This window comes from Modestobacter sp. Leaf380 (assembly GCF_001424485.1).
In the GTDB taxonomy this organism is placed as follows: domain Bacteria; phylum Actinomycetota; class Actinomycetes; order Mycobacteriales; family Geodermatophilaceae; genus Klenkia.
This window is the reverse complement of the sequence record NZ_LMQC01000019.1, coordinates 193,211-212,523: the sequence shown is the minus strand read 5'-3', so window position 1 is coordinate 212,523 and position 19,313 is coordinate 193,211. Positions and strand designations below refer to the sequence as shown.

General features: G+C 70.2%; 21 protein-coding genes. 10 read left to right on the top strand and 11 right to left on the bottom strand.

The window, feature by feature from the left end; all coding sequences use genetic code 11:
- Window positions 1–83: 83 nt before the first annotated feature.
- The gene (locus ASG41_RS23670) at window positions 84–434 is read right to left on the bottom strand and encodes a cyclophilin-like fold protein (protein WP_157519415.1); all 351 of its coding nucleotides are present in this window, start codon (window positions 432–434) and stop codon (window positions 84–86) included.
- Between the two features lie 341 nt (window positions 435–775).
- On the opposite strand from ASG41_RS23670, the gene ASG41_RS13455 reads away from it, so the two are divergent.
- The 5 genes from ASG41_RS13455 (at window position 776) to ASG41_RS13435 (ending at window position 5,310) form a co-directional block, all read left to right on the top strand.
- Window positions 776–1,669 (top strand): helix-turn-helix transcriptional regulator, encoded by an 894-nt coding sequence (locus ASG41_RS13455; protein ID WP_056296569.1) that lies wholly within the window; start codon window positions 776–778, stop codon window positions 1,667–1,669.
- Window positions 1,670–1,976: 307 nt separating this feature from the next.
- Entirely contained in the window at window positions 1,977–2,456 is a 480-nt protein-coding gene (locus ASG41_RS13450; RefSeq protein ID WP_157519414.1) for a lipocalin-like domain-containing protein, read from the top strand.
- A 152-nt stretch (window positions 2,457–2,608) separates the two neighbouring features.
- A complete protein-coding gene (locus ASG41_RS13445) occupies window positions 2,609–2,995 on the top strand; it encodes a cupin domain-containing protein (RefSeq protein ID WP_056295557.1) in 387 nt (128 codons plus the stop codon).
- A 40-nt stretch (window positions 2,996–3,035) separates the two neighbouring features.
- A complete protein-coding gene (locus tag ASG41_RS13440) occupies window positions 3,036–4,070 on the top strand; it encodes an alcohol dehydrogenase catalytic domain-containing protein (protein ID WP_200938880.1) in 1,035 nt (344 codons plus the stop codon).
- 592 nt (window positions 4,071–4,662) lie between these two features.
- Window positions 4,663–5,310, top strand: a complete 648-nt coding sequence (locus ASG41_RS13435; RefSeq protein ID WP_056295554.1) for an SMI1/KNR4 family protein — start codon at window positions 4,663–4,665, stop codon at window positions 5,308–5,310.
- 559 nt (window positions 5,311–5,869) lie between these two features.
- Here ASG41_RS13435 and ASG41_RS13430 read toward each other — a convergent pair.
- Together ASG41_RS13430 and ASG41_RS13425 are read right to left on the bottom strand one after the other, a co-directional pair.
- Window positions 5,870–7,105: a cation diffusion facilitator family transporter gene (locus ASG41_RS13430; RefSeq protein ID WP_082556914.1), complete on the bottom strand. Its 1,236-nt coding sequence runs from the start codon at window positions 7,103–7,105 to the stop codon at window positions 5,870–5,872.
- Window positions 7,102–7,449 (bottom strand): ArsR/SmtB family transcription factor, encoded by a 348-nt coding sequence (locus tag ASG41_RS13425; protein ID WP_369800040.1) that lies wholly within the window; start codon window positions 7,447–7,449, stop codon window positions 7,102–7,104. The genes ASG41_RS13430 and ASG41_RS13425 overlap by 4 nt, the downstream gene beginning before the upstream one ends.
- 152 nt (window positions 7,450–7,601) lie before the next feature.
- Here ASG41_RS13425 and ASG41_RS23665 point away from each other — a divergent pair, with 152 nt between their 5' ends.
- Both ASG41_RS23665 and ASG41_RS13420 read left to right on the top strand, forming a co-directional pair.
- Entirely contained in the window at window positions 7,602–7,778 is a 177-nt protein-coding gene (locus ASG41_RS23665) for a hypothetical protein (protein ID WP_157519413.1), read from the top strand.
- Between the two features lie 88 nt (window positions 7,779–7,866).
- Window positions 7,867–8,469, top strand: coding sequence for a hypothetical protein (locus tag ASG41_RS13420; RefSeq protein ID WP_056295547.1), 603 nt, complete (start codon window positions 7,867–7,869; stop codon window positions 8,467–8,469).
- 325 nt (window positions 8,470–8,794) lie between these two features.
- Here ASG41_RS13420 and ASG41_RS13415 read toward each other — a convergent pair whose 3' ends face one another.
- From ASG41_RS13415 to ASG41_RS23155, 3 genes are all read right to left on the bottom strand, one after another.
- Entirely contained in the window at window positions 8,795–9,823 is a 1,029-nt protein-coding gene (locus ASG41_RS13415) for a hemolysin family protein (RefSeq protein WP_200938878.1), read from the bottom strand.
- Complete coding sequence (locus tag ASG41_RS13410; protein WP_235564783.1) at window positions 9,820–11,259, bottom strand: hemolysin family protein; 1,440 nt, start codon at window positions 11,257–11,259, stop codon at window positions 9,820–9,822. Before ASG41_RS13410 ends, ASG41_RS13415 begins: the two co-directional genes overlap by 4 nt.
- A 240-nt stretch (window positions 11,260–11,499) precedes the next feature.
- Window positions 11,500–11,670 carry a CsbD family protein gene (locus ASG41_RS23155; RefSeq protein WP_082556913.1) on the bottom strand — a complete coding sequence of 57 codons (171 nt, stop codon included), beginning with the start codon at window positions 11,668–11,670 and terminating at the stop codon, window positions 11,500–11,502.
- A 175-nt stretch (window positions 11,671–11,845) separates the two neighbouring features.
- On the opposite strand from ASG41_RS23155, the gene ASG41_RS13405 reads away from it, so the two are divergent.
- On the top strand, window positions 11,846–12,106 hold the full coding sequence (locus ASG41_RS13405; RefSeq protein WP_056295545.1) for a GlsB/YeaQ/YmgE family stress response membrane protein: 261 nt from the start codon (window positions 11,846–11,848) through the stop codon (window positions 12,104–12,106).
- Between the two features lie 392 nt (window positions 12,107–12,498).
- On the opposite strand, the gene ASG41_RS13400 is transcribed toward ASG41_RS13405, so the two are convergent.
- Window positions 12,499–13,143: a LysE family translocator gene (locus tag ASG41_RS13400; RefSeq protein ID WP_056295542.1), complete on the bottom strand. Its 645-nt coding sequence runs from the start codon at window positions 13,141–13,143 to the stop codon at window positions 12,499–12,501.
- A gap of 97 nt (window positions 13,144–13,240) precedes the next feature.
- Entirely contained in the window at window positions 13,241–14,020 is a 780-nt protein-coding gene (locus ASG41_RS13395; protein ID WP_056295539.1) for an AraC family transcriptional regulator, read from the bottom strand.
- 259 nt (window positions 14,021–14,279) lie between these two features.
- Between ASG41_RS13395 and ASG41_RS13390 the strand changes: the two genes are divergently transcribed.
- Complete coding sequence (locus tag ASG41_RS13390) at window positions 14,280–14,900, top strand: histidine phosphatase family protein (protein ID WP_200938876.1); 621 nt, start codon at window positions 14,280–14,282, stop codon at window positions 14,898–14,900.
- A 96-nt stretch (window positions 14,901–14,996) separates the two neighbouring features.
- Here ASG41_RS13390 and ASG41_RS13385 read toward each other — a convergent pair whose 3' ends face one another.
- Genes ASG41_RS13385 through ASG41_RS13375 form a run of 3 tightly spaced genes read right to left on the bottom strand, consistent with a single transcriptional unit; the run spans window position 14,997 to window position 17,790 of the window.
- The gene (locus ASG41_RS13385; protein ID WP_056295537.1) at window positions 14,997–15,809 is read right to left on the bottom strand and encodes an AAA family ATPase; all 813 of its coding nucleotides are present in this window, start codon (window positions 15,807–15,809) and stop codon (window positions 14,997–14,999) included.
- Window positions 15,809–17,206 carry a Mu transposase C-terminal domain-containing protein gene (locus tag ASG41_RS13380; protein ID WP_056295533.1) on the bottom strand — a complete coding sequence of 466 codons (1,398 nt, stop codon included), beginning with the start codon at window positions 17,204–17,206 and terminating at the stop codon, window positions 15,809–15,811. The genes ASG41_RS13385 and ASG41_RS13380 overlap by 1 nt, the downstream gene beginning before the upstream one ends.
- Before the next feature lie 5 nt (window positions 17,207–17,211).
- The gene (locus tag ASG41_RS13375; protein ID WP_235564782.1) at window positions 17,212–17,790 is read right to left on the bottom strand and encodes a recombinase family protein; all 579 of its coding nucleotides are present in this window, start codon (window positions 17,788–17,790) and stop codon (window positions 17,212–17,214) included.
- Window positions 17,791–17,901: 111 nt separating this feature from the next.
- On the opposite strand from ASG41_RS13375, the gene ASG41_RS23150 reads away from it, so the two are divergent.
- Window positions 17,902–19,206, top strand: coding sequence for a MalY/PatB family protein (locus tag ASG41_RS23150; RefSeq protein ID WP_200938874.1), 1,305 nt, complete (start codon window positions 17,902–17,904; stop codon window positions 19,204–19,206).
- Window positions 19,207–19,313: the final 107 nt, after the last annotated feature.

Genomic DNA, 19,313 nt, shown 5'->3' with positions numbered 1-19,313 from the left:
GGTGTCCCGGACCCGACGAGCCACGCCTGCCTGGGGGAGGCGAGCTCATGGGGGGAGGGGCTCCACCCCTCTGGGCGCCGCGCTCAGAGCAGGTCGATGCGCATCTGGGTGTCATCGGGGAGTGCGGCCAGCACCGTGGGGTCACCGTCGAGGCGGGCCACAGGCACGAGACCGGCCGACCAGGAGAAGTCGCGGTAGTAGACGGCGACGTTGCCCCAGGGGGCGTAGTAGGCGATGTCGCCGGCCGAGGGGTCGTAGCCATCGGAGGCGCCCTGGGTGGTCAGTCCAGACGGTGGGTGGAAGACCTTCTCGGTGTCGGCGTGGTCGCTGATCGGCACCGTCATGGGGAGCTGGGCCGCGAAGGCCTCCGCGGTGGGGTTGTCAGCCAGGGTGGCGGTCAGGACGACGTCGCTGGTGGTGAGTCGGATCTGCACGGTGCTGCCTTCCTGGATGGGGGCGGGCGAGGGGTCAGCAGCCGGGTCGCTGACCTCGACGGTCGGAATGCCGGACGGCGACGCGGTCGGTGCTGCCGTCGCGGTTGCCGGGGTGCTCGGGTCGGCGGAGCAGCCGGACAGGAGTGCGGCTGCGGCCAGGACGACGGCCGTTGCCGGATGGGGGCGCGGGCACTGGTCCACGAGTCGGCCTCTCGTCTCGGGCGGGTCGCCGCCCAGCCAAGCTGGTCGGCGGGGCGTGAGGGAGGGGCGGTCCACAGGGGGAGGAGCTCTCCCCCCGTCGAGACTCCACGCGGAGCAGGGGGCGTCCTACGGTCGTGGACATGGACAACCGGGCCGAGATCAGTGACTTCCTGGCCACCCGCCGCGGGCGGCTGACACCCGAGCAGGTCGGGTTGCCGACCTCCGGGCGTCGCCGCGTGCCAGGTCTGCGCCGGGAGGAGGTCGCGGTCCTCGCGGGGGTCAGCACCGACTGGTACGTGCGGCTGGAGCGCGGGCACATCGCCGAGGTCTCCGAGGACGTGCTGGCCGCGGTGGCCCGGGCGCTGCGACTGGACGAGGCCGAGCGGTCCCATCTGGACGACCTGGCTCGCGCTGCCCGCCCGACCCGGGCTCCGCGCCGCCGGGCCAGCACCCAGATCCGCCCGAGTGTGCAGTGGATGCTGGACTCGATGACGAAGGCGGCCGCCATCGTGCGCACCGGCAGCATGGACATCGTGGCGGCCAACCCGCTGGGCCGGGCGATGTACTCACCGGTCTACGCGTTCGCCCAGGGAGGACCGGTGAACATCGCCCGGTTCCAGTTCCTGGACCCCCGGGCGCAGGACTTCCACGCCGACTGGCCGGCGGCGGCGAGCACGACGGTGGCCATCATGCGCACCGCGGCCGGCCGGGACCCGGGCAACAAGGCGATCACCGACCTGGTCGGTGAGCTGGCGACCCGCAGCGAGGAGTTCCGCAGCCGCTGGGCCGGTCACGACGTGCGGCTGCACCACACCGGGACCAAGACCTTCGTGCACCCGGTGGTCGGGACGATGGACCTGGCCTTCGAGGCCTTCGACCTGCCCACCGACGAGCTGTGGGGCCTGAACCTCACCGCCTACACCGGGGAGCCGGGGTCCGCGGCCGCCGACACCCTGGCGATGCTGGCCAGCTGGGCGGTCACCGAGCCCGGACGGGTCAGCGGACCCGTCACCTCCCAGGACGAGCGGGCCTGACCGGTCCGCCGGTGTCCCCTCACGGGGTGCGCCCCGCGGTCGGGGACGCGCCACCCGCCTGCACATCGGGGTCACCACCGTGATGACCCACGTCGGCAACCTGATGGACCGCGCCGGGAGCCCCGACCGGGTGCACCTGGCCATCCTCGCGATCCGGCACGACGTCACCCGGCACTGAGTCACCCAGGGTCCAGGCGCGCAGGGGGGTGGAGCCGATCCCCCCATCGACGCGCCCTGCCGCGACGGGCCCCGGTGGGTTTGGCTGGCATGTAGCAGCGACCACCCCGAACGGAAGCGAGTCCGCCCCGTGCAGCAGAAGTCCCTCCTCGGCGCCGCCGTCCTCGGCCTCACCGTCGTCCTGTCCGCCTGCTCGCAACCGGTGGAGGACTCCAGCGCCGCAGCCACCACGAACGCCGTGCCGTCCGCCGACAGCTCCCCGCTCACCGGGGTGTGGGAGATGACCTCCCTGACGGTCGCGGGGGAGCCGGTGCCCTACTCGGGGCAGATCGCGTTCACCGCGGACACGGTGGCCGTCCAGGCCAGCAACCCCGACACCGCGGCCCCCGACACCCCGTACGCCGTCGCCGGCTACGAGGCCTACTACGGCGGCCTGAGTGTCGACGACGCCGCCGGGGTCTTCGCGATCGACGTCGAGTCCGCCGCGGCCCGGGACCTCGTCGGCCAGACCCTCACCCGCACGTTCGAGGTCATCGACGACGAACTGGTCCTCACCCCGACCGACCCCAGCGAGGGGTTCCGCGTCACCTACGAACGCCTCACCGACTGATCAGAGGGAGTGCTGAAGGGGGGACGAGCGCCCCCCTCTGTGGCCCTGACCAGGTCTGCCGCGCGCCATGACGTGGAGTCCGCGGGCGGTCGAGCGGGTTCGCGGCCGCCTCCCGGGCACCGTCTCCCACCCACCCCACCAGGAGCACCCCCATGGAACTCTCCCGCCCCCAGCCGACCGCCGAGGGCCCCGCCGAGTGGTTCACCGGTGACGTCCACATGGACGTCGTCGTCCGCAACCCCGAACCCTCGGCCGTCCGCATGAACCTGGTCCGCTTCACGCCCTGCGCCCGCACCGCGTGGCACTCACACCCCCGCGGACAGGTCCTCATCGTCACCGACGGCGTCGGCCTGGTGCAGTCCCGCGGCGGTGAGGTGACGGTGATCCGCCCCGGGGACGTCGTGTGGACCCCGCCGGGCGAGGAGCACTGGCACGGCGCGGCCCCCGACCACGCCATGGCGCACCAGGCGCTGTGGGAGGGCGACGAGACCGCCTGGGGCGATCACGTCACCGACGACGAGTACAGCTACCCGGCCTGAGCCGGGCACCGGCACACCCATCGAGAGAGAGCAGACCACCATGCGCGCCACCGTCATGTACGCCGCCGGCGACGTCCGGGTCGAGGAGGTCCCCGACCCGGTTCTCACCGCCCCCACCGACGCCCTCGTCCGGGTCACCTTCGCCTGCGTCTGCGGCTCGGACCTGCACCCCTACCACGACCTGGAGGACACCCCGGGCGGTCGCCGGATGGGTCACGAGGCCATCGGCGTCGTCGAGGAGATCGGCTCCGCGGTCACCCGGTTGTCCGTGGGGGACACGGTCATCGTGCCCTTCGCCTGGTCGGACAACACCTGCGCGTTCTGCCGGGACGGCATCACCACCTCCTGCGTGCACGGGGGCTTCTTCGACGGCGCCCCCTCGGCCACGCAGGCCGAGAAGCTGCTCGTGCCGCAGGCCGACGGCACCGCCGTCGTCATCCCGGCCGGCACCGACGAGTCCCTGATGCCCTCGCTGCTGACCCTGTCCGACGTCTACCTGACCGGCTACCACGCGGCCCGGCAGGGTGGCGTGGGACCGGGCAAGACGGTCACCGTCATCGGGGACGGCGCCGTCGGCCTGTCCGCGGTCCTCGCCTCGGCCCAGCTGGGCGCCGAGACGATCGTCCTGATGGGCCGGCACACCGACCGCACCGACCTGGGCCGGGAGTTCGGCGCCACCCACGTCGTCGCGGCCCGCGGGGAGCAGGGCATCGCCGAGGTCATGGAGATCACCGGCGGTGAGGGTTCCCACGTCGTCCTCGAAGCCGTGGGCCACATGCCGGCCTACGAGCAGGCCTACGGCGTCGTCCGTCCCGGCGGCACCATCAGCCGGGTCGGCGTCCCTCAGTACGAGGACGCCCCCGTCGGCTTCATGAGCCTGTTCGGCAAGAACGCCACCCTCACCGGCGGGCCGGCCACCGTGCGCGCCTACCTGGAGACCGTGCTGCCCCAGGTGCTGGACGGCACCATCGAGCCCGGCCGGGTCTTCGACCGGGAGATGCCGCTGGCCGACATCGCCGAGGCCTACCGCCTCATGGACGACCGGCAGGCCCTGAAGGTCCTCATCCGCCCCTGACCCCCCACGGCAGGCGAGCAGGCCCGGGGGCCGGACCAGGTCTGCGTTGGCCCCGTGTCGAGCCCCACCACCCGGCGCCGGCCTGGACGGGGCGGCAGATGCCATCTGCAGATCGATTGTGACCGTGCCCGACGAAGGACCACGGTCCGCTGGGAAGCCGGAGCGCCTGGCGCCGCTGCACCGCCGCCTGCAGGCCGGCGTGGGTGGGGCCGCCCTGCTCCTGCTGGCCCGATCGCGGCGCTGCTCTGGGCCAACTGCCCTGGGGTGACACCGACGACGCGTTCTGGCACACCGGGTGCTCCCTGGCCCCGGGTGACACCGACGTGACCTGGACCTGCAGCGCTGCTGCCCGGGGGCGGCGTGCGGGACGCTCGTGGAGTAGCGGCCGCCGCCTCTCCAGGCAGCGGCCGCGGCTGACCACGTGGCCCCGGTCAGTTCACCAACCCCATGTGCGGTCCTGATGAACCCGGCTCAGAACCTGGTTCGAAACTGGAACGGCTTCTGCGCGGGTTCCGGAAGGCGTCGCTCATGTAGCCCGTGGCGACGTGATGGCTCGCGCGCGAGCGGGGTCGCGTCGGCCTAGGGTCCCAGCATGTCCCACCTCGACGACCGCGTCTGGCGGGCCTGGATGGCGACCGGGTGGCTCCACGAGCCTCGGCCGCCCGCGTCACCCGACGAGTTGGATTCCGTCGAGCAGTCGATCGGGCGCCCCCTGCCGGACGCGTTCCGAGAGCTGTACCAGCGACACGACGGCGGTTCCTGGCTCGGGGGCGATTGCGTCCTGCTGCCGTTGCAGACCGGCGGTGAGCTCAGCGTCGCTCAGGCATCGGGAGCGCATCGCGAATGGGACTGGCCGGTCCCAGACGAGCTGGTGTTGTTCGGGAGCGACGGGGGCGGAGACCCGGTGGGACTGTGGTTACCGGCCTCCCCGACACGGCCGATCGTCGTGAGAATCGGTGCGATCTTCGAGCCCGGCTGCATGAGCATCGTCGGGGAAGACCTCAATGCGTTCCTTCGAGCGTGGACCGCCTACTACCTGCTCCTACCTGACCGGGAGATGGCGACCGCTGGCCTCGACGCCCTCGAACTTCCCGACCACCTGCGGTCTGACGACCCCGATGACGAGACCTGGGTTCAGATCATGGACTGGGCGAGCCCGACGATCCCAAGCTCGATGAGCGACCCGTACGAGGCACGGTTGACCGCGGACGACGTGCGCCACATCGCGGCTGCCGGCTGACCGAGCCATCTCCGTCGGCCACCACTGAAGACCGTCCAATGCGCAGGCGCAGCTCCCGTCTTCTGCAGAGAACGGCGGCGAGGGTCGGCCGCCGCGTTCGAAGGGGTGGAAGTACCTCGGCGGCATGACCTGCGGGTGACCCTCACGGTCAGGGCGTCCTGGTACCCGTGGTCTCGGCCACCGTCGCGGTGATGACGGACCGCACCGCGTCGATCTTGAGCCCTAGCGGACCCGGTGGAGGCCGACTCGTCGTGGTCGAGGAGTTCGTCTCCTTGAGGGGCGGGCCTCGCTGGCCACGATCGGACCGTGGGTGGGCTGGGTGGACAGCCCACCGGTGGGGCCGACGGACCACCGGCCCTCACGGTGGTTGTGACCACACCCCGCGATGGCACAGCGGCCTCTACGACCTGGACGTGCCCCACGAGGTAGTAGCCCCGCCATCTAGTGGTGCCGTGGACGCAAGCTGCTGATGAGAGCAGCCCACAAACCCCGGTATCCGGTTCTACGGATTCCGGCCCACAAGTCGTTCTGAAAGTTCGACGGGGGTCACTGGCGTCTTTTAGGTGCCGCTGTGGTGGTGGGCGAGGGCGTGGTGCGGGTCGTGATCTGCGGTGGCTGGGCTGATGTGGACGGTGGCGTCGACGAGCTTGGGGACGTCGTGAAGCAGTCGGTGGTGGACGTCGACGGCGATGTCGTGGCCGGCGCTGACGGTGAGGGCATGGTCGACGGTGACGGCGACCTCGGCGCGGATGCGGTGGCCGGTCCAGCGCACCCGGAGCCGTTCGACGTCCAGGACTCCGGGGGTCGCGCGGATGGTGGCTTCGGCGGTGTCGAGGACTTCGGGTTCGACGGCGTCCATGAGGCGCCGGTAGACGTCGCGTGCTGCGCTCTTGAGCACCAGCAGGATGGCCACGGTGATGGCGAGCCCGACCAGGGGGTCGGCGAGCGGGAACCCGGCCAGCACCCCCAGCGCGCCGACGACGACGGCGAGGGAGGTGAGGCCGTCGGTGCGGGCGTGCAGGCCGTCGGCCACCAGTGCCGCGGAGCCGATCCGGCGCCCGACGCGGATCCGGTAGAGGGCTACGAGCTCGTTGCCGGCGGCGCCGATGAGGCCTGCGGCGATGACGACCCCGACGTTCGTGATGGGTTGGGGGTCCAGCAGGCGGCGGATGGATTCGTAGCCGGCCAGCACGGCGGACAGGGCGATCATCGCGACGATGAAGACCCCGGCGAGGTCCTCGGCCCGGTCGTAGCCGTAGGTGTAACGGCGGGAGGCGGCGCGGCGGCCGAGCACGAACGCGATCCACAGCGGGACGGCGGTCAGTGCGTCGGAGAAGTTGTGCACGGTGTCGGCGAGCAGGGCGATGGATCCGGTGAACCAGACGACCACGGCCTGGGCGACGGCGGTCAGTAGGAGCACGACGAGGCTGATCTTGAGCGCGCGGATGCCCTCGGCGCTGGACTCCAGGGCGGTGTCGATGGAGTCGGCGGAGTCGTGGCTGTGTGGTCGGACGATGCCGAGCACGAAGCCCTTGAGGCCGGTGGGGTGGTCGTGCCCGTGGTCGTCGGCGCCACCGTGGTGCGGGTGGTCGTGGTCGCCGCCGCTGCGCGGGTCGTCCTGGCTGTGGCCTGCCCCCGGGGCATGCGGGTGAGGGTGGTCGTAGTCCTCGTGCCCGGCTGCCTGGTGAGAGCGGTCGTGGGGGTGGTCGTGCGACCCGTGGTCGTGTCGTCTCGAGACCGGGGGGCCTGTGGGGTCCTCGACGCCGTCGTAGCGGTACTCGCTTGGTGTGCTCACGAGGTGACCTCGCCCCGGTGGGTGGGGAGAGCGGTGAGGCCGGTGTCGGGGCGGTGGTGGTCGGGGACGGCGGCGGTGGCGTGGTCGGCGTTGTAGACCGCGTCGGTGACCAGCTGGGCGATGTGGTCGTTCTCGAGCCGGTAGTACACCGACGTCCCCTCCCGCCGGGTGTGCACGAGCCGGGTCATCCGCAGCTTGGCCAGGTGCTGGGAGACCGAGGCGGGGGTCTTGCCCACCTGCGCGGCGAGCTCGTTGACCGACAGCTCACGGTCGATGAGGGCCCACAGCAGCTGGATCCGGGTGGCATCGGACAGCATCCGGAACACCTCGACCGCCAAGTCCACCTGCTCGCCTGGCAACACCGGTCGCCCTGCCCCGCTATCTGCATCCATTCGCGGATAGTAGAGCATGCGTGTGGGGGACAGCGTCCGGCGGCTGAGCGTTGGCTGTGCACGACCCGGCACCTCGCCGGGCCGCAGCTACCCCGGAGACCGCCATGAGCAGCATCCGCGACCGCCTCACCCGCTGGCTGTACGGCACCGGCGTCGCCGACGCCCCACCAACCCAGGACGACCACCGCCAAGCGACCGACCCCGACGACCGGCCGCAGCACGGGCGGTCCCGCCGGGACGACGATGACGACGACGGGCTGGCTGGCGTCGGAGCCCGCTGACCGGGGCGCAGCGCGAACCCGAGTGTCGGGAGAGTGCGGGACGGGAAGTGTCATCCGGAGTGATCAACGCGGCAGATGAGAGGACGACATGGGATTCCTTGACCGGCTCCTGGGCCGTGACCCCCAGCCGACCGCCAGTGCCCCGGCGCAGCAGACAGCTGCGCCGCGGCCGGCTCCCAGCACCGATGAGCAGGCCGTCGAGCGCTACCGCTACCTGCTGCGCACAGCACCCCCGGACCAGGTCGAGGCCGCGCACGCCGAGGCCTTCGCCCAGCTCACCCCCGAGCAGCGGCAGCAGGTGCTGACCCAGCTCGGTGACGCGGTCCCCGCTCACGAGCGCCCGACCGGGGATGACCCGCAGCAGCTCGCCCGGGCCGCGACCCGCGCCGAGGTGCGACAGCCCGGCACGTTGGAGCGGTCCTTCTCCGGTGGTGGTCCGATGGGCGGCCGCGGTGGGGCCGGCTTCGGGTCGATGCTCGGGGCCAGCCTGCTGGGCACGGTCGCCGGGGTCGTCGTCGGCACCGCGGTGGCCGACGCGCTGTTCGACACCGGCGCCGGGGACAGCGGTGAGTTCGGCGGTGAGGAGTCCTACGCCGACGGCGGCGGGGACCCGGGGATGGACTCCGGCAGTGAGGGCGGGGACTTCTCCGGTGGAGGCGACTTCGGCGGAGGCGACTTCGGGGACTTCTAGTCCGACTCAGCCGGGGCCTCGGCGAGGCCGCCGAGGCCACGGCCGCCGAGGGCGAACCCGCTCAGCTGCTCGGAGCGGGTGGGTCCTCCCCGTTGGCGATGGCCTCCACCCAGTCGACCGCAGCGTCGGACAGGGCAAGCCCGGTCGGGCCGGTCGACCCCACCCACCATGCATCAGTGGTGACGAGACCACCTGCACCCACGATGGCTGCGACCACGTCGGGGCGGGAGCGGCTCCCCGTTGTGCTCGACCAGCCAGGCCCGGGTCTCCGCGGGCACCCGGGGCCACCAGTCCTGCAGGGAGCCGCCCACGTCAGGCGACCGGCTCAGGCGACCGGCTCGGGCTGCGGTTCGGGCTGGGGGAACAGCCGACGCAGCACGTCGGTCATGGTGACCACCCCGACGACCCGGTCGTCCTCGGTGACGACGGCGAGGTGGTTGCGGGTCTCGCGCATCTGCTTGAGCGCCAGGTGCATCGTCGTACCCGCAGCCAGCGCGTACACCGGTCGGCCGACCGGGGCGGCCGGGGCGTCATCGGGCAGCGTCAGGGTGTCCCGGACGTGCACGACGGTGCCCAACGCCCCGGCGTCGCCGAGGAGGATCCGCAGGTGTCCGGTGGCCCGGGTCGCCGCGCGCACGTCACCGACGGTCGCGTCGGCCGGGACGGAGGCGACCTGCGCGCCGGGCCGCACGAGCTCGGCGACGGTGAGGTCCTGCATGGCCAGTGCACCGGAGATCTGGGTGGAGAACCCGGGGTCCAGGGCGCCGACGTTCACCGAGTGCTCGACCAGGTGCCGCAGGGTGGCCGGGCTGTGTCCGGAGGCGACCTCATCGACCGGGGTCACCCCGACCTTGCGGAGCATGGCGTTGGCCGAGGCGTTGAGCAGCCGCAGCACCGGGCGGAACAGGGCCATGAACGCCCGCATCAGCGGGGCGAGCAGGGTCGCGGACTTCTCCGGGTGAGCGATCGCCCAGGACTTGGGGGCCATCTCCCCGACCACCAGGTGGATGAACGTGATGAACAACAGCGCCAGCACGAACCCGGCGACATCGGCGGCGACCTCGGGGATGCCCCAGGTCTCGAAGACCGGGGTCAGGGCGTAGTGCACGGCGGGCTTGCTGATCGCGCCCAGGGCAAGGGTGCAGGCGGTGATGCCCAGCTGCGAGCCGGCGAGCACCAGGGTCAGCTCGGAGGAGTTGCGCAATGCTGCTCGGGCGCTGCGACTGCGCGGCGCGGCCTCCTCCAAGCGGTGCCGCTTGGCGGCCAGCGCGGCGAACTCCACCGCCACGAAGAACGCGCTGAGGGCAACGAACAGGATCGTGAGGCCGATGGTGGTGATCGCGCTACTGCTCATCGGGCCTGCTCCACGGTCTGGGTGTGCTCGGTCGCGCCATCGGCGGTGGCATCGGTCGCGCCGTCCCCGGTGGTCTTCTGGGGGTCGGGCAGTTCGATGCGGACCCGGGAGGGCACGTACCGGTCGACGGCGAGAACCTCGATGTCGATGTGGCGCACGGTCGGTTTGTCGTCATGCACGAGGTCGGCGGGGTCCGGGGGCAGCTCGATGCGCAGCCGGGTGCCCTGCTCGGGCAGTCCGCCGTGGGCGGCGATCACCAGGCCGGCCACGGTCTCGTAGTCACCGGTCGGCAGGTCCACCCCGACGGCGCGTTCGACCTCGTCGACGTGCACGTCACCGGCCATCTCCCACACCCCGTCGCCCTCCACGGGCACGTACTGGGGGCTGACGTCGGGGTCGTGCTCGTCGGTGATCTCCCCGACGAGCTCCTCGGCGAGGTCTTCCACGGTGATGACACCGGCGAACCCGCCGTACTCATCGACCACGCACGCCAGCTGGTTCTTCGTCGCGGCCAGCTCGCGGACGAGGTCGGGCAGGGAGGTCAGGTGGGAGACAACGAGTGCCGGGCGGGTGATCGTGGTGACCAGTGCGTCGTCGCCGTGTTCGGTGGCGAGCAGGTCCTCCAGGTGTACGACGCCGACGACGTCCCCGCCCTGGTCGGCCAGCACCGGGTAGCGCGAGTGGCCGTGGGCCATCTGGGCGCGCAGGTCGCCCAGGGTGTCGGTGTCGGCGACGACGTCCACCCGGGGCCGGGGGATCATGGCGTGCTCGACGTCCTGGTGCGGGAAGTCCAGGATCCGGTCGATCATCACCGACAGCTCACCGGGCAGGTCCCCGCTGTCCCGGGAGTCCTCCACGATCGACTCCAGGTCCCGCGCGGTGGCGGCGTGCTCCACGTCGTGCACCGGCTCGATCTTCAGGGCCCGCAGCAGCAGGTTCGAGGACTGGTCGAAGAACCAGATCAGCCAGCCGAACAGCTTCAGGTACAGCACCGTGGAGGTGGCCAGCCACCGGGAGACCGGCTCCGGGCGGGCGATCGCGAGGTTCTTGGGGAACAGCTCGCCGAACAGCATCTGCACCAGGGTGGACAGCAACAGTGCCGCGACCGCACCCACGCCGATGCCGACGGCGGTGGGGATACCCACCCCGCCCAGCAGCGTGCCCAGGCTCTGCCCGATCAGGGGTTCGGCGACGTAGCCGACCAGCAGACCGGTCACGGTGATGCCCAGCTGGGCGCCCGACAGCATGAACGAGGTCCGCTTGGTGACCGTCAGGGCCCGCTTCGCCGCGGCGTCCCCGGCCTCGGCCCGCGCCGCCAGGCGGGAGCGGTCCACGCTCATGTACGCGAACTCCTGGGCCACGAAGTAGCCGGTCACCGCGGTGATGGCCACCACGACCAGCACCCCGAGCAGGAGAGTCAGAACCGCCGAAATCACCGGTCACCCACCAGCCAGACGACGGGCTGGTGACCGGTGCAAGGACTGTGAGGTTCGCTCATGACTCTCTTCAAGAGGGGGATGGCCGGCACGGAAGGACTGCGGAGATCGCCTGGGCAACGAACCGCCGGGGCACCTCGTTCCCAGCCGCCCCACAGCCGGGGGACCAGAAACGCGTCGAGCCGCAACGGAGGCCCGCTGCGGCTCGACACGACGGGGCTACTGGGGCCCCGGGGGGTCTTACTTGAAGACGTCCTTGACGTTCTCGCCGGCCTGCTTCACGTTGCCGCTGGCCTGGTCGGTCTGACCCTCGGCCTTGAGGTCGGGGTTGTCGGTCGCCTCACCGGCGGCCTCCTTGCCCTTTCCGACGAGCTCTTCGGCCTTGTTCTTCATCTTGTCCAGTGCACTCATGCCCGGGGGCTACCCGGAACGGAACCGTTCACTTCCTGAGGCTTGTCAAGCACTCGTCAGCGTTCAGAGATCACTCGGCAGGGTCACGGGTCCGGTTGGGGACCACCGGATCGGGTACCAGCCAATCTCAGCGCAACCGGGATCCCGGCTGGCGACCTCACGACAGGAGCACCCCATGATCGGGTTCATCCTCTTCGGCCTCGTCGTCGGCGCCGTGGCACGCCTCATCAAGCCCGGCAAGCAGAACCTGTCCATCGTGGCCACCCTGCTGCTGGGCCTCGTCGGCTCCATCATCGGCGGCCTGGTCGCCAACCTGCTGGGCACCGGCGGCATCTTCGAGCTCAACATCATCGGGGCCATCGTCGCCATCGTCGCCGCCGTCCTGCTCATCGGCGTCGCCGAGACCATCAGCGGCAAGCGCTCCGTCCGCAGCTAGCGGCACCGTCCGACGGCCGGGTAGGTCCCGGAGGCCAGAGCATCGACTTCCGGGACTTGCCATCGATGGACCGCTGGCACCACCGGTGGCGTAGAGGCTCACAAACCCCCGTATGCGGATCGACGGAATCCGTGTCGAAAGCAGTTCCAAAACCCCAGGCTGTCGAGTGACGCAGGTGGCACTCAATGGGCTGTCAACCAGACCTGGTAACGAGCGGAGAAGGCTTGGTGTGCTGCGAGGTATCGATAGGTGCTGGCCGGACGACATCAGCCGTCGGTCGTTGGTCGCCTAGAAGGCGGGCCTGGGTCGACGCGGGCCTGGAGGTACTGGAGCGGGTTGCACGCGACCGCGCCTTATCGGCCAGGTCCCTTGAGGCGGCAAACAAGGATCTCTCACCCTCCCGATGCTGAGCGCAGTGCCAGGGCCACGGCCAACCCGAGGAGGGCAATGCCGCACGTGAATTCGACGACCCGCACCGCTGTCGGGTTGAGGGCCCGGCGGAGCACAGCGATGCCAGCGGCGCAGATGACGGCCCAGCCCACCGAGGCGGTCATGAACCCGGCGAAGAAGACAGACAGGGCCGTCCAGCCCGGACTCCCGCCGGTGTCCGACAGGCCGCTGACGGCGCTGGCTGCCCCCGCCCAGTAGACGATGTTCCAGGGGTTGGCCAGGGACATGGTGACCCCGACGACGGTGGCCTCACGGACCCCGCCCCGACCGCGCCCCGACTGCTGCTCTGGTGCAGGCGCTGGGGCTCGGAGGGCACCGATGATGCTGCTGATGCCCAGCCAGCACAGCAGCGCGCAGCCGGTGACGGTGAGACCGACCCGGACGCCGGGGACGGTGAACAGTGCACCGATGCCGGCCAGCCCGGCGATTGCCCATGCCGCGTCGCCCACCAGGGAGCCCAGCTGGACCGCCAGGGCGGCCGGGAAGCCCTCGCGGACACCGCGGCGCAGGGACTCGGTGAACACTGCTCCCGGGGCTGCGTTGAAGATCAGCCCGATACCCATCGCCAGCAGGAAGACCTCGCCCATCGACAACCCCCGTCTCCCGGGCGACGTGCCCGGCGTGGGAAGACTGCGGGCTGGTCGGGGGAGCGGTCTTGTCCGTTGTTGACGTTCGGGGGTGGCTTCAGCCGCGCCGGTCGCGGGCGGGGCTCCGGCCGTAGGCCGACGTGAAGTGACGGGTCAGGTGCGCTTGGTCGGCGAATCCCAGGTCCACGGCGATCGTCGCGATGTGGCCGCCGGCTCGCAGGCGTCGGCGTGCCTCGATCAGGCGGGTCTGGAGCTGCCATGCGTAGGGCGGGGTTCCCGTGGCGGCGGTGAAGGTTCGGATGAGTTGCTCTCGGCTGCAGCCCTCCTCGTCGGCCAGGTCGGCGATGCGGATCGGGTTGGCCAGATCCCCGCGTAGCCGGTCCAGCAGGCGCTGGACGCGCGCGTCGCCTGGCGGCACGGGGCCGGGGCTGGCCGCGTCAGCAGGGATGAGGCGGGCGAGGAGCGCGACGGTGTCCTGGGCCAGGCGTTCCTCGGATTCCTGGCCTTGCGGCTGGGTCCGCCAGTGGCGGACGAACTGGACGACGGCTGTGTGCAGCTGGGCCGAGGGGAGGACAGCGGTCGGCATGTCCACGGTGTCCCGGCCTGTCCATCGCGTCACCGCGCCGGGGTCCACGTAGATGGAGGCGCAGCCCCACCGCTGGCCGTCGGCCACGTCCGTCGTGCAGGACTGGACCTGTCCGGGGTTGTAGGTGGTCACTGCGTCGGTGCCGACGTCGAAGACGCGCCCGTCGAGCCGGACCCGCTCGGAACCGGTGAGGTTGACGCTGATCACGAACTCGTCGTGGCTGTGCCTGGTGAAGCCTCCGGAGGTGGGGTGGTGGACGGCCACCTCGACCCCGGCATCAGCGAACCGCACGTCAGCAGGCTATTCCGCGGGCGTTGGTCGCCGCGGGGCGACAGCGGTGGACAACGTCGCCAGGTGGGGGCGCAGCGGGGCTTTGGTCAGATCGAGGCCAGGCCGGGCCTCGCACCTTGGGCGTGGAGGGCGGCCTTGGCGGTGTCGGGGAGGATGTGGGCAGCAGCGCCTGGTGGCGGTGTTCTGCCAGCGGTTGATGGCGGGCTCTCTAATGGTTTGGGTCCCAGGGTTAGCTAGATGCGTGTCGACCGTCTATGTCGTGACCCATCCCGAGGCCAGTCATCACACCGATGGGCTGGTGGGCGGCTGGTTCGACTCCACACTGACTACCCGCGGTCATCGGCAAGCCGAATCCATTGCGCGGCGTCTCGTAGAGCTGCTCGAGGGGCGGCAGACGACGCTGTACAGCTCGACGCTCACCCGCACGTTGCAGACCGCGGCCCCAATTGGTGAGCGGCTGGGCGTCGAGGTGGTGGAGCTCGCCGACCTGCGGGAGAAGTCATACGGGGTCGCCGGAGGTCGACCCCAGCGGTGGCTTGATGAGCGTTTTATTTTTCCGCCGGAGGTGGGTGAACGCATGGCCCACGATGAGGGCATCGAGGGGGCGGAGACTAAGTTGCAGTGGGTCACCAGGGCCTATCGAGCTCTCGAGGAAATCGAGCGCGATGGCGCAGAGCAACGGGTGGTGGTGACCCACGCCGGGACGGCGAACTGGGTCATCGCGGCGTGGTTGCGCCTGCCTGTAGAGGCCTGCAGCTACGCCCATTTCGAGCTGGGATCGGGAGGGATAACGACCCTCGTCGATGGGGGGCCCTTCGGCAATCGAACGTTGCGTTCGCTCGATGATCGGGCGCACCTGATCAACCTGCGGTCATCATAAACCGTCGTTTCCGACGCACCTCGGGCCGACGTCGACCCGTAGGTGTGAGCAGCAGCGATGCGTGGCGGCGTCTCGGCACTGGTGGGTGGCGGGTCGTTAGGTGGTTCCGATGACGAGGGTGCTGCGGGCGGCTTCGATGACGTCGTCGGTGATGGTGTCGAGTTCGTTGATCTTCAGGATGCGTTGGATCTGGGGCAGGAGGCGTTCGAGGAGTCGGAAGTTGCCGCGGGTGATGCGTTGGATGGCGGCGACGGCTTGCGCGTCGGTGAAGTCCTCGGGGTTCAGGGTCCGGCCGAGGCGGCGCCAGTAGCGGTCGAGAACGAAGAGGAGTTCATCGTTACCGAGGGGCCGGTACTGGTGGGCGAACCCGATGCGGCTGTAGAGCTGGGGATAGCGGGCGAACTGTTTCTCGATGCCGGGCATCCCGATGAGGATGAGGGCGATGCTGGTGCGGTCGTGGTGATCGCGGAGCCATTCGATGCCGGTGGAGCTGAGGCGCTCGGCTTCGTCTACGACGATCATCTCGACCTGTGACGACCCCGCGTGGGTGGTCTGGATGGACTGGCTCTGGTCGGCAAGGGCTTCGCCGATGCAGATGTCGACGCGTCGCTGGCCGCGTTGGATGTCCTCGCGTAGGGCCTTGAGGGTGCCGCCGACCTGGGGTGTGTAGAGCACGGTGCGGGCTCGGCTGGCGGCGGTGTAGGCCTTCTGGTCGACGTCGCGACTGCGTGGACCCCAGGTGTCGGCGACGGGGCCGACGGCTTCCCACTGGGCGTAGCGGCGGGCCGAGACGGTCTTGCCGACTCCGGCGGGGCCGAAGCAGATCCCGATGGTGCGTTGCTTGCGGACGGCCCCGGCGAACTCGGCGAAGCGGCGGTGTTCGCGGGTGGCCATGAAGTGCTCTGTCATCAGCCCTCCTGGTAGGTGCGCAGCTTGGGCCGCGGGCCGGGGCGAGACGCCGCAGGTTCCTCACCACCTGGGGACCTGTCTGCGCCGAGGGGAGCGACGGTGACGCGCTCGCGGATCTGCTCGCGGAGCCGGCGTCGGTGCGCGGTGCGGGCGGCCTGGATGTCGCGGAGGCTGATCGTCTGCCGGGAGTGCTCGACGTCGATGGCGGTGCACAGGAATGCGTCTTGGTGGAAGACCCGCACCTCGGTGATGTCGCGGGGGTCGTATCGGATGGTGACCGCGGCTCCGACGTAGGGGGCCAGGGTGGTTGCGGTGTAGCGCAGGCCCTGGAAGTGAATGCCGTCGCGCTGCACGACCCGGGAGGTCGGCACCGTCATCAGCAGCCCGTCGAGCTCCTCGAGGGTGTCGGGGAGACTGGGCAGCCACCCGTCGGCGGCCCACGCGGTGTTCGGGGGTTGCCGCAGTTCGCGGTGGGGTCTGGCGTTGTAGGTGCGCAGCCAGGTGGTGAGGGCGGCGTCGAGCTCGGTCAACGTGAGGGTCGGTGCTGGCGGCCGGCGCGGGGCGATGTGGCCGGGCAGGCGGGCGAGCAGCTCGGTGTTGACGGTGCCGAAGAACCGCTCGATCTTGCCGCGGCCCTGGGGCCGGCCGACGGCGGAGTGGATGACCCTGACGTGCAAGGCAGCAAGGGTGTCGCCGATGCGGTGGCTGGTGAAGTCCGAGCCGTGGTCGGTGTACAGCGCGTTGGGCACACCGCACTGGGGCCAGTCGGGTTCGGTCTTGGGCCAGATCGCCTGCCGCAGTGCCAGCGCGGTGTTGGCCGCCGACGGTGCGCCGGTGGCGAGCAGGTAACCGCACACGGCCCGCGAGTGATCATCGAGCACGATCGTCAGCCACGGCCGCACAGGGTCACCGCGCTGGTCGCGGACGTGGATGTCGAGCATCGTGTGGTCGGCCTGCCACAGCGCATTGGGCCGGTCAGCGCGACGCCTCAGCGCCAGCTCGTGCCGGTTGCGGTAGGAGGCTGGCCCCTCCAGCGCCAGGGTCACCATGCCCGGGTCCAGCCCAGCGATTACCGACCGGACGGTGGAGTAGGACGGCGCGGGCGTCCCGGTGGCTGCGCAGTGCTCCAGCACGGCGCGATGGATGGTCGCCGCGGTCGGGCGCGGCCTGGTCAGCGCCACACGCTCGACCAGCTGCACCAGCTCCGGGTCGGTGCGCCGACGGCCGCGGTCAGCCCGGTGTCTATCGCCCAGTGCGGCGTACCCGCCGGCTCGGTAGCGGGCGTGCCAGCGCTGCAGGGTGCGCTCGCCGATGCCGCAGTCCCGGGACAGGGTGGTCAGCGGTATCCGGTCCTCGACGTGCAGTCGAAGGACCTGCCACCGCTGACCGGCGTCCACGACCGCTACCCGGCCGTGCCGGTCCGGGACGCCCGCCGGGGTGCGGTGGGTTCGGGTTGCCGGTTCAGGGTGCGGTGGATGGTGGTGCGGCTGACGCCCAGGACGTTGCCGATCTGGGCGACGGTCATGTCCTGCTGCTCATACATCCGCCGAGCTGTCTTCACCTGATCGGCGCTCAGCTGCGGGGGCCGCCCGCCGTTGCGGCCGCGGGCCCGGGCTGCAGAGAGGCCCGCGTTGGTGCGCTCCCGGATCAGGTCGCGCTCGAACTCGGCGAGTGCGGCGAACACGTGGAACACCAGCCGGCCGCCCGGCGAGGTGGTGTCGATCGTCTCTTGGAGGGAGCGGAACCCGATCCCGCGGTCGGCGAGCGCCTGCAGCTGGTCGATCAGGTGCCGGATGGAGCGACCCAACCGGTCCAGCCGCCACACCACCAGGGTGTCGCCGGGCCGAAGTTGGTCGAGCAGCTTGTCCAGCTCCGGGCGCCGCTCCAGCGACCCGGACATCGTGTCGACGAATACCCGGTAGCAACCGGCGCCAGTCAGGGCGTCCAGCTGCAGCGCCGCGTCCTGATCGGTTGTCGACACCCGGGCCTACCCCAGCAGATGACCCACCCCCAGAACGTAGCGAAACCCATCCGCCCGAGGTAGTCCTGGCACGTAGATAGCGGGACTGGGTTCCGCTACAAATCGTCCTGCTTGGATGAGCTCGAACGCGCCGGTTCAGCAGCTTGTAGCGAAAACGTTAGTATAGGCCACTGGGAGTTCACCGGCCGCTGCTGGCGTGTGCGTTCAATCCGCGAGGTGGTGTGGCGGGCGAGTGGGGGATGGCAGTATGACCTTGTGAGCGCGCCGCTTGATGTCGGTCTAGACGAGCTGCGTACTCGTCGCAGTGCGAAGTGGACGTCTTACCCGGTCGACGTACTTCCGTTACCTGTCGCCGAGATGGACGTCCATCTGGCCCCGCCGATCGCCGCCGTGCTGCATGCAGCAGTCCAACAGTCTGATACTGGTTACTGTGGCGACGCGACCGCCCTTCGTGGGGCATTTTCTGGCTTCGCGGCTCGTCGGTGGCACTGGGATGTAGACCCGTCCTCTGTGCGCACATGCGCAGACGTGGCGGCCGGGGTTACTGAGGTTCTGCGGCTGTTGACCGTTCCGGGCGACAAGGTCATCCTGACACCGCCGGTTTATCCCCCCTTCTGGAGCTGGCTGCAAGCCGTCGGAGCCACACCAGTAGAGGTACCTCTGCTTGAGTCGCTCAACGGCGGGCGTCTAGATCTGGCCGCTATTGATCAAGCAATGGCCGCGGGCTCCAAAGTGATGTTGCTCTGCTCCCCCCACAACCCCACGGGGCTGGTACACGAAATTGACGATCTGCGCGCACTGGCCACCCTCGCCGCTCGTCACGATGTCACCGTTCTGGCCGATGAAATTCATGCCCCGCTGACCCTGCCCGGATCCTCGTACAGTCCCTACCTAGCCGTCTCGGACAACGCTGCTGCGACTGGCATCGCCTTTCACAGCGCGTCCAAGGCATGGAACCTAGCTGGGCTCAAGAGCGCGCTCATCACCGCGGCCCACCCTAGGCAACTGGAACGGTTGGGCGCTCTCCCGCACGAGGTTCCGTGGTCAGTGGGGCACTTCGGGATGTTGGCCGCAGCCGCAGCCTACGAGCAGGGTGAGTCGTGGCTGGACGGCCTACTGGGCGCCCTTGCAAGCAATTACCTACTGTTGGCAAATTTGCTCCAGCAGCACTTGCCTCAAGTTCGTTTCGGCGTTCCGCAGGCCAGCTACCTGGCTTGGCTTGATTGTCGCGATCTGGGGTTGGGATCTAATCCGGCTCCTGTCTTCCTTGACCACGGCCGAGTAGCGGTCAGCGCTGGTGCGGATTTCGGGCCAGCCGGGCACGGCTTCATCCGTCTAAACATTGCCTGCCACCCTGACGTTCTCCGCGAAGCCATCACGCGCATGGCTGCGGCCCACCGGCATTCCGTCACCTAGACCACGTATGCCACCGGCAATCCGTTCTGGCGCAGTTCGCTAACTACCGGAGTCCTGCGGTTCGGGCAGGGCTCCACGACCAAGTCAGGAAGCTGAACCCCGCCACC

What these genes read in the sequence shown, in the direction of transcription:
- ASG41_RS13455 (WP_056296569.1), top strand. Translation starts at nt 776, where the DNA reads ATGGACAACCGGGCCGAGATCAGTGACTTCCTGGCCACCCGCCGCGGG.
- ASG41_RS13445 (WP_056295557.1), top strand. Translation starts at nt 2,609, where the DNA reads ATGGAACTCTCCCGCCCCCAGCCGACCGCCGAGGGCCCCGCCGAGTGG.
- ASG41_RS13440 (WP_200938880.1), top strand. Translation starts at nt 3,036, where the DNA reads ATGCGCGCCACCGTCATGTACGCCGCCGGCGACGTCCGGGTCGAGGAG.
- ASG41_RS13435 (WP_056295554.1), top strand. Translation starts at nt 4,663, where the DNA reads ATGTCCCACCTCGACGACCGCGTCTGGCGGGCCTGGATGGCGACCGGG.
- ASG41_RS23665 (WP_157519413.1), top strand. Translation starts at nt 7,602, where the DNA reads ATGAGCAGCATCCGCGACCGCCTCACCCGCTGGCTGTACGGCACCGGC.
- ASG41_RS13420 (WP_056295547.1), top strand. Translation starts at nt 7,867, where the DNA reads ATGGGATTCCTTGACCGGCTCCTGGGCCGTGACCCCCAGCCGACCGCC.
- ASG41_RS13415 (WP_200938878.1), bottom strand. Translation starts at nt 9,823, where the DNA reads ATGAGCAGTAGCGCGATCACCACCATCGGCCTCACGATCCTGTTCGTT.
- ASG41_RS23155 (WP_082556913.1), bottom strand. Translation starts at nt 11,670, where the DNA reads ATGAGTGCACTGGACAAGATGAAGAACAAGGCCGAAGAGCTCGTCGGA.
- ASG41_RS13405 (WP_056295545.1), top strand. Translation starts at nt 11,846, where the DNA reads ATGATCGGGTTCATCCTCTTCGGCCTCGTCGTCGGCGCCGTGGCACGC.
- ASG41_RS13400 (WP_056295542.1), bottom strand. Translation starts at nt 13,143, where the DNA reads ATGGGCGAGGTCTTCCTGCTGGCGATGGGTATCGGGCTGATCTTCAAC.
- ASG41_RS13385 (WP_056295537.1), bottom strand. Translation starts at nt 15,809, where the DNA reads ATGACAGAGCACTTCATGGCCACCCGCGAACACCGCCGCTTCGCCGAG.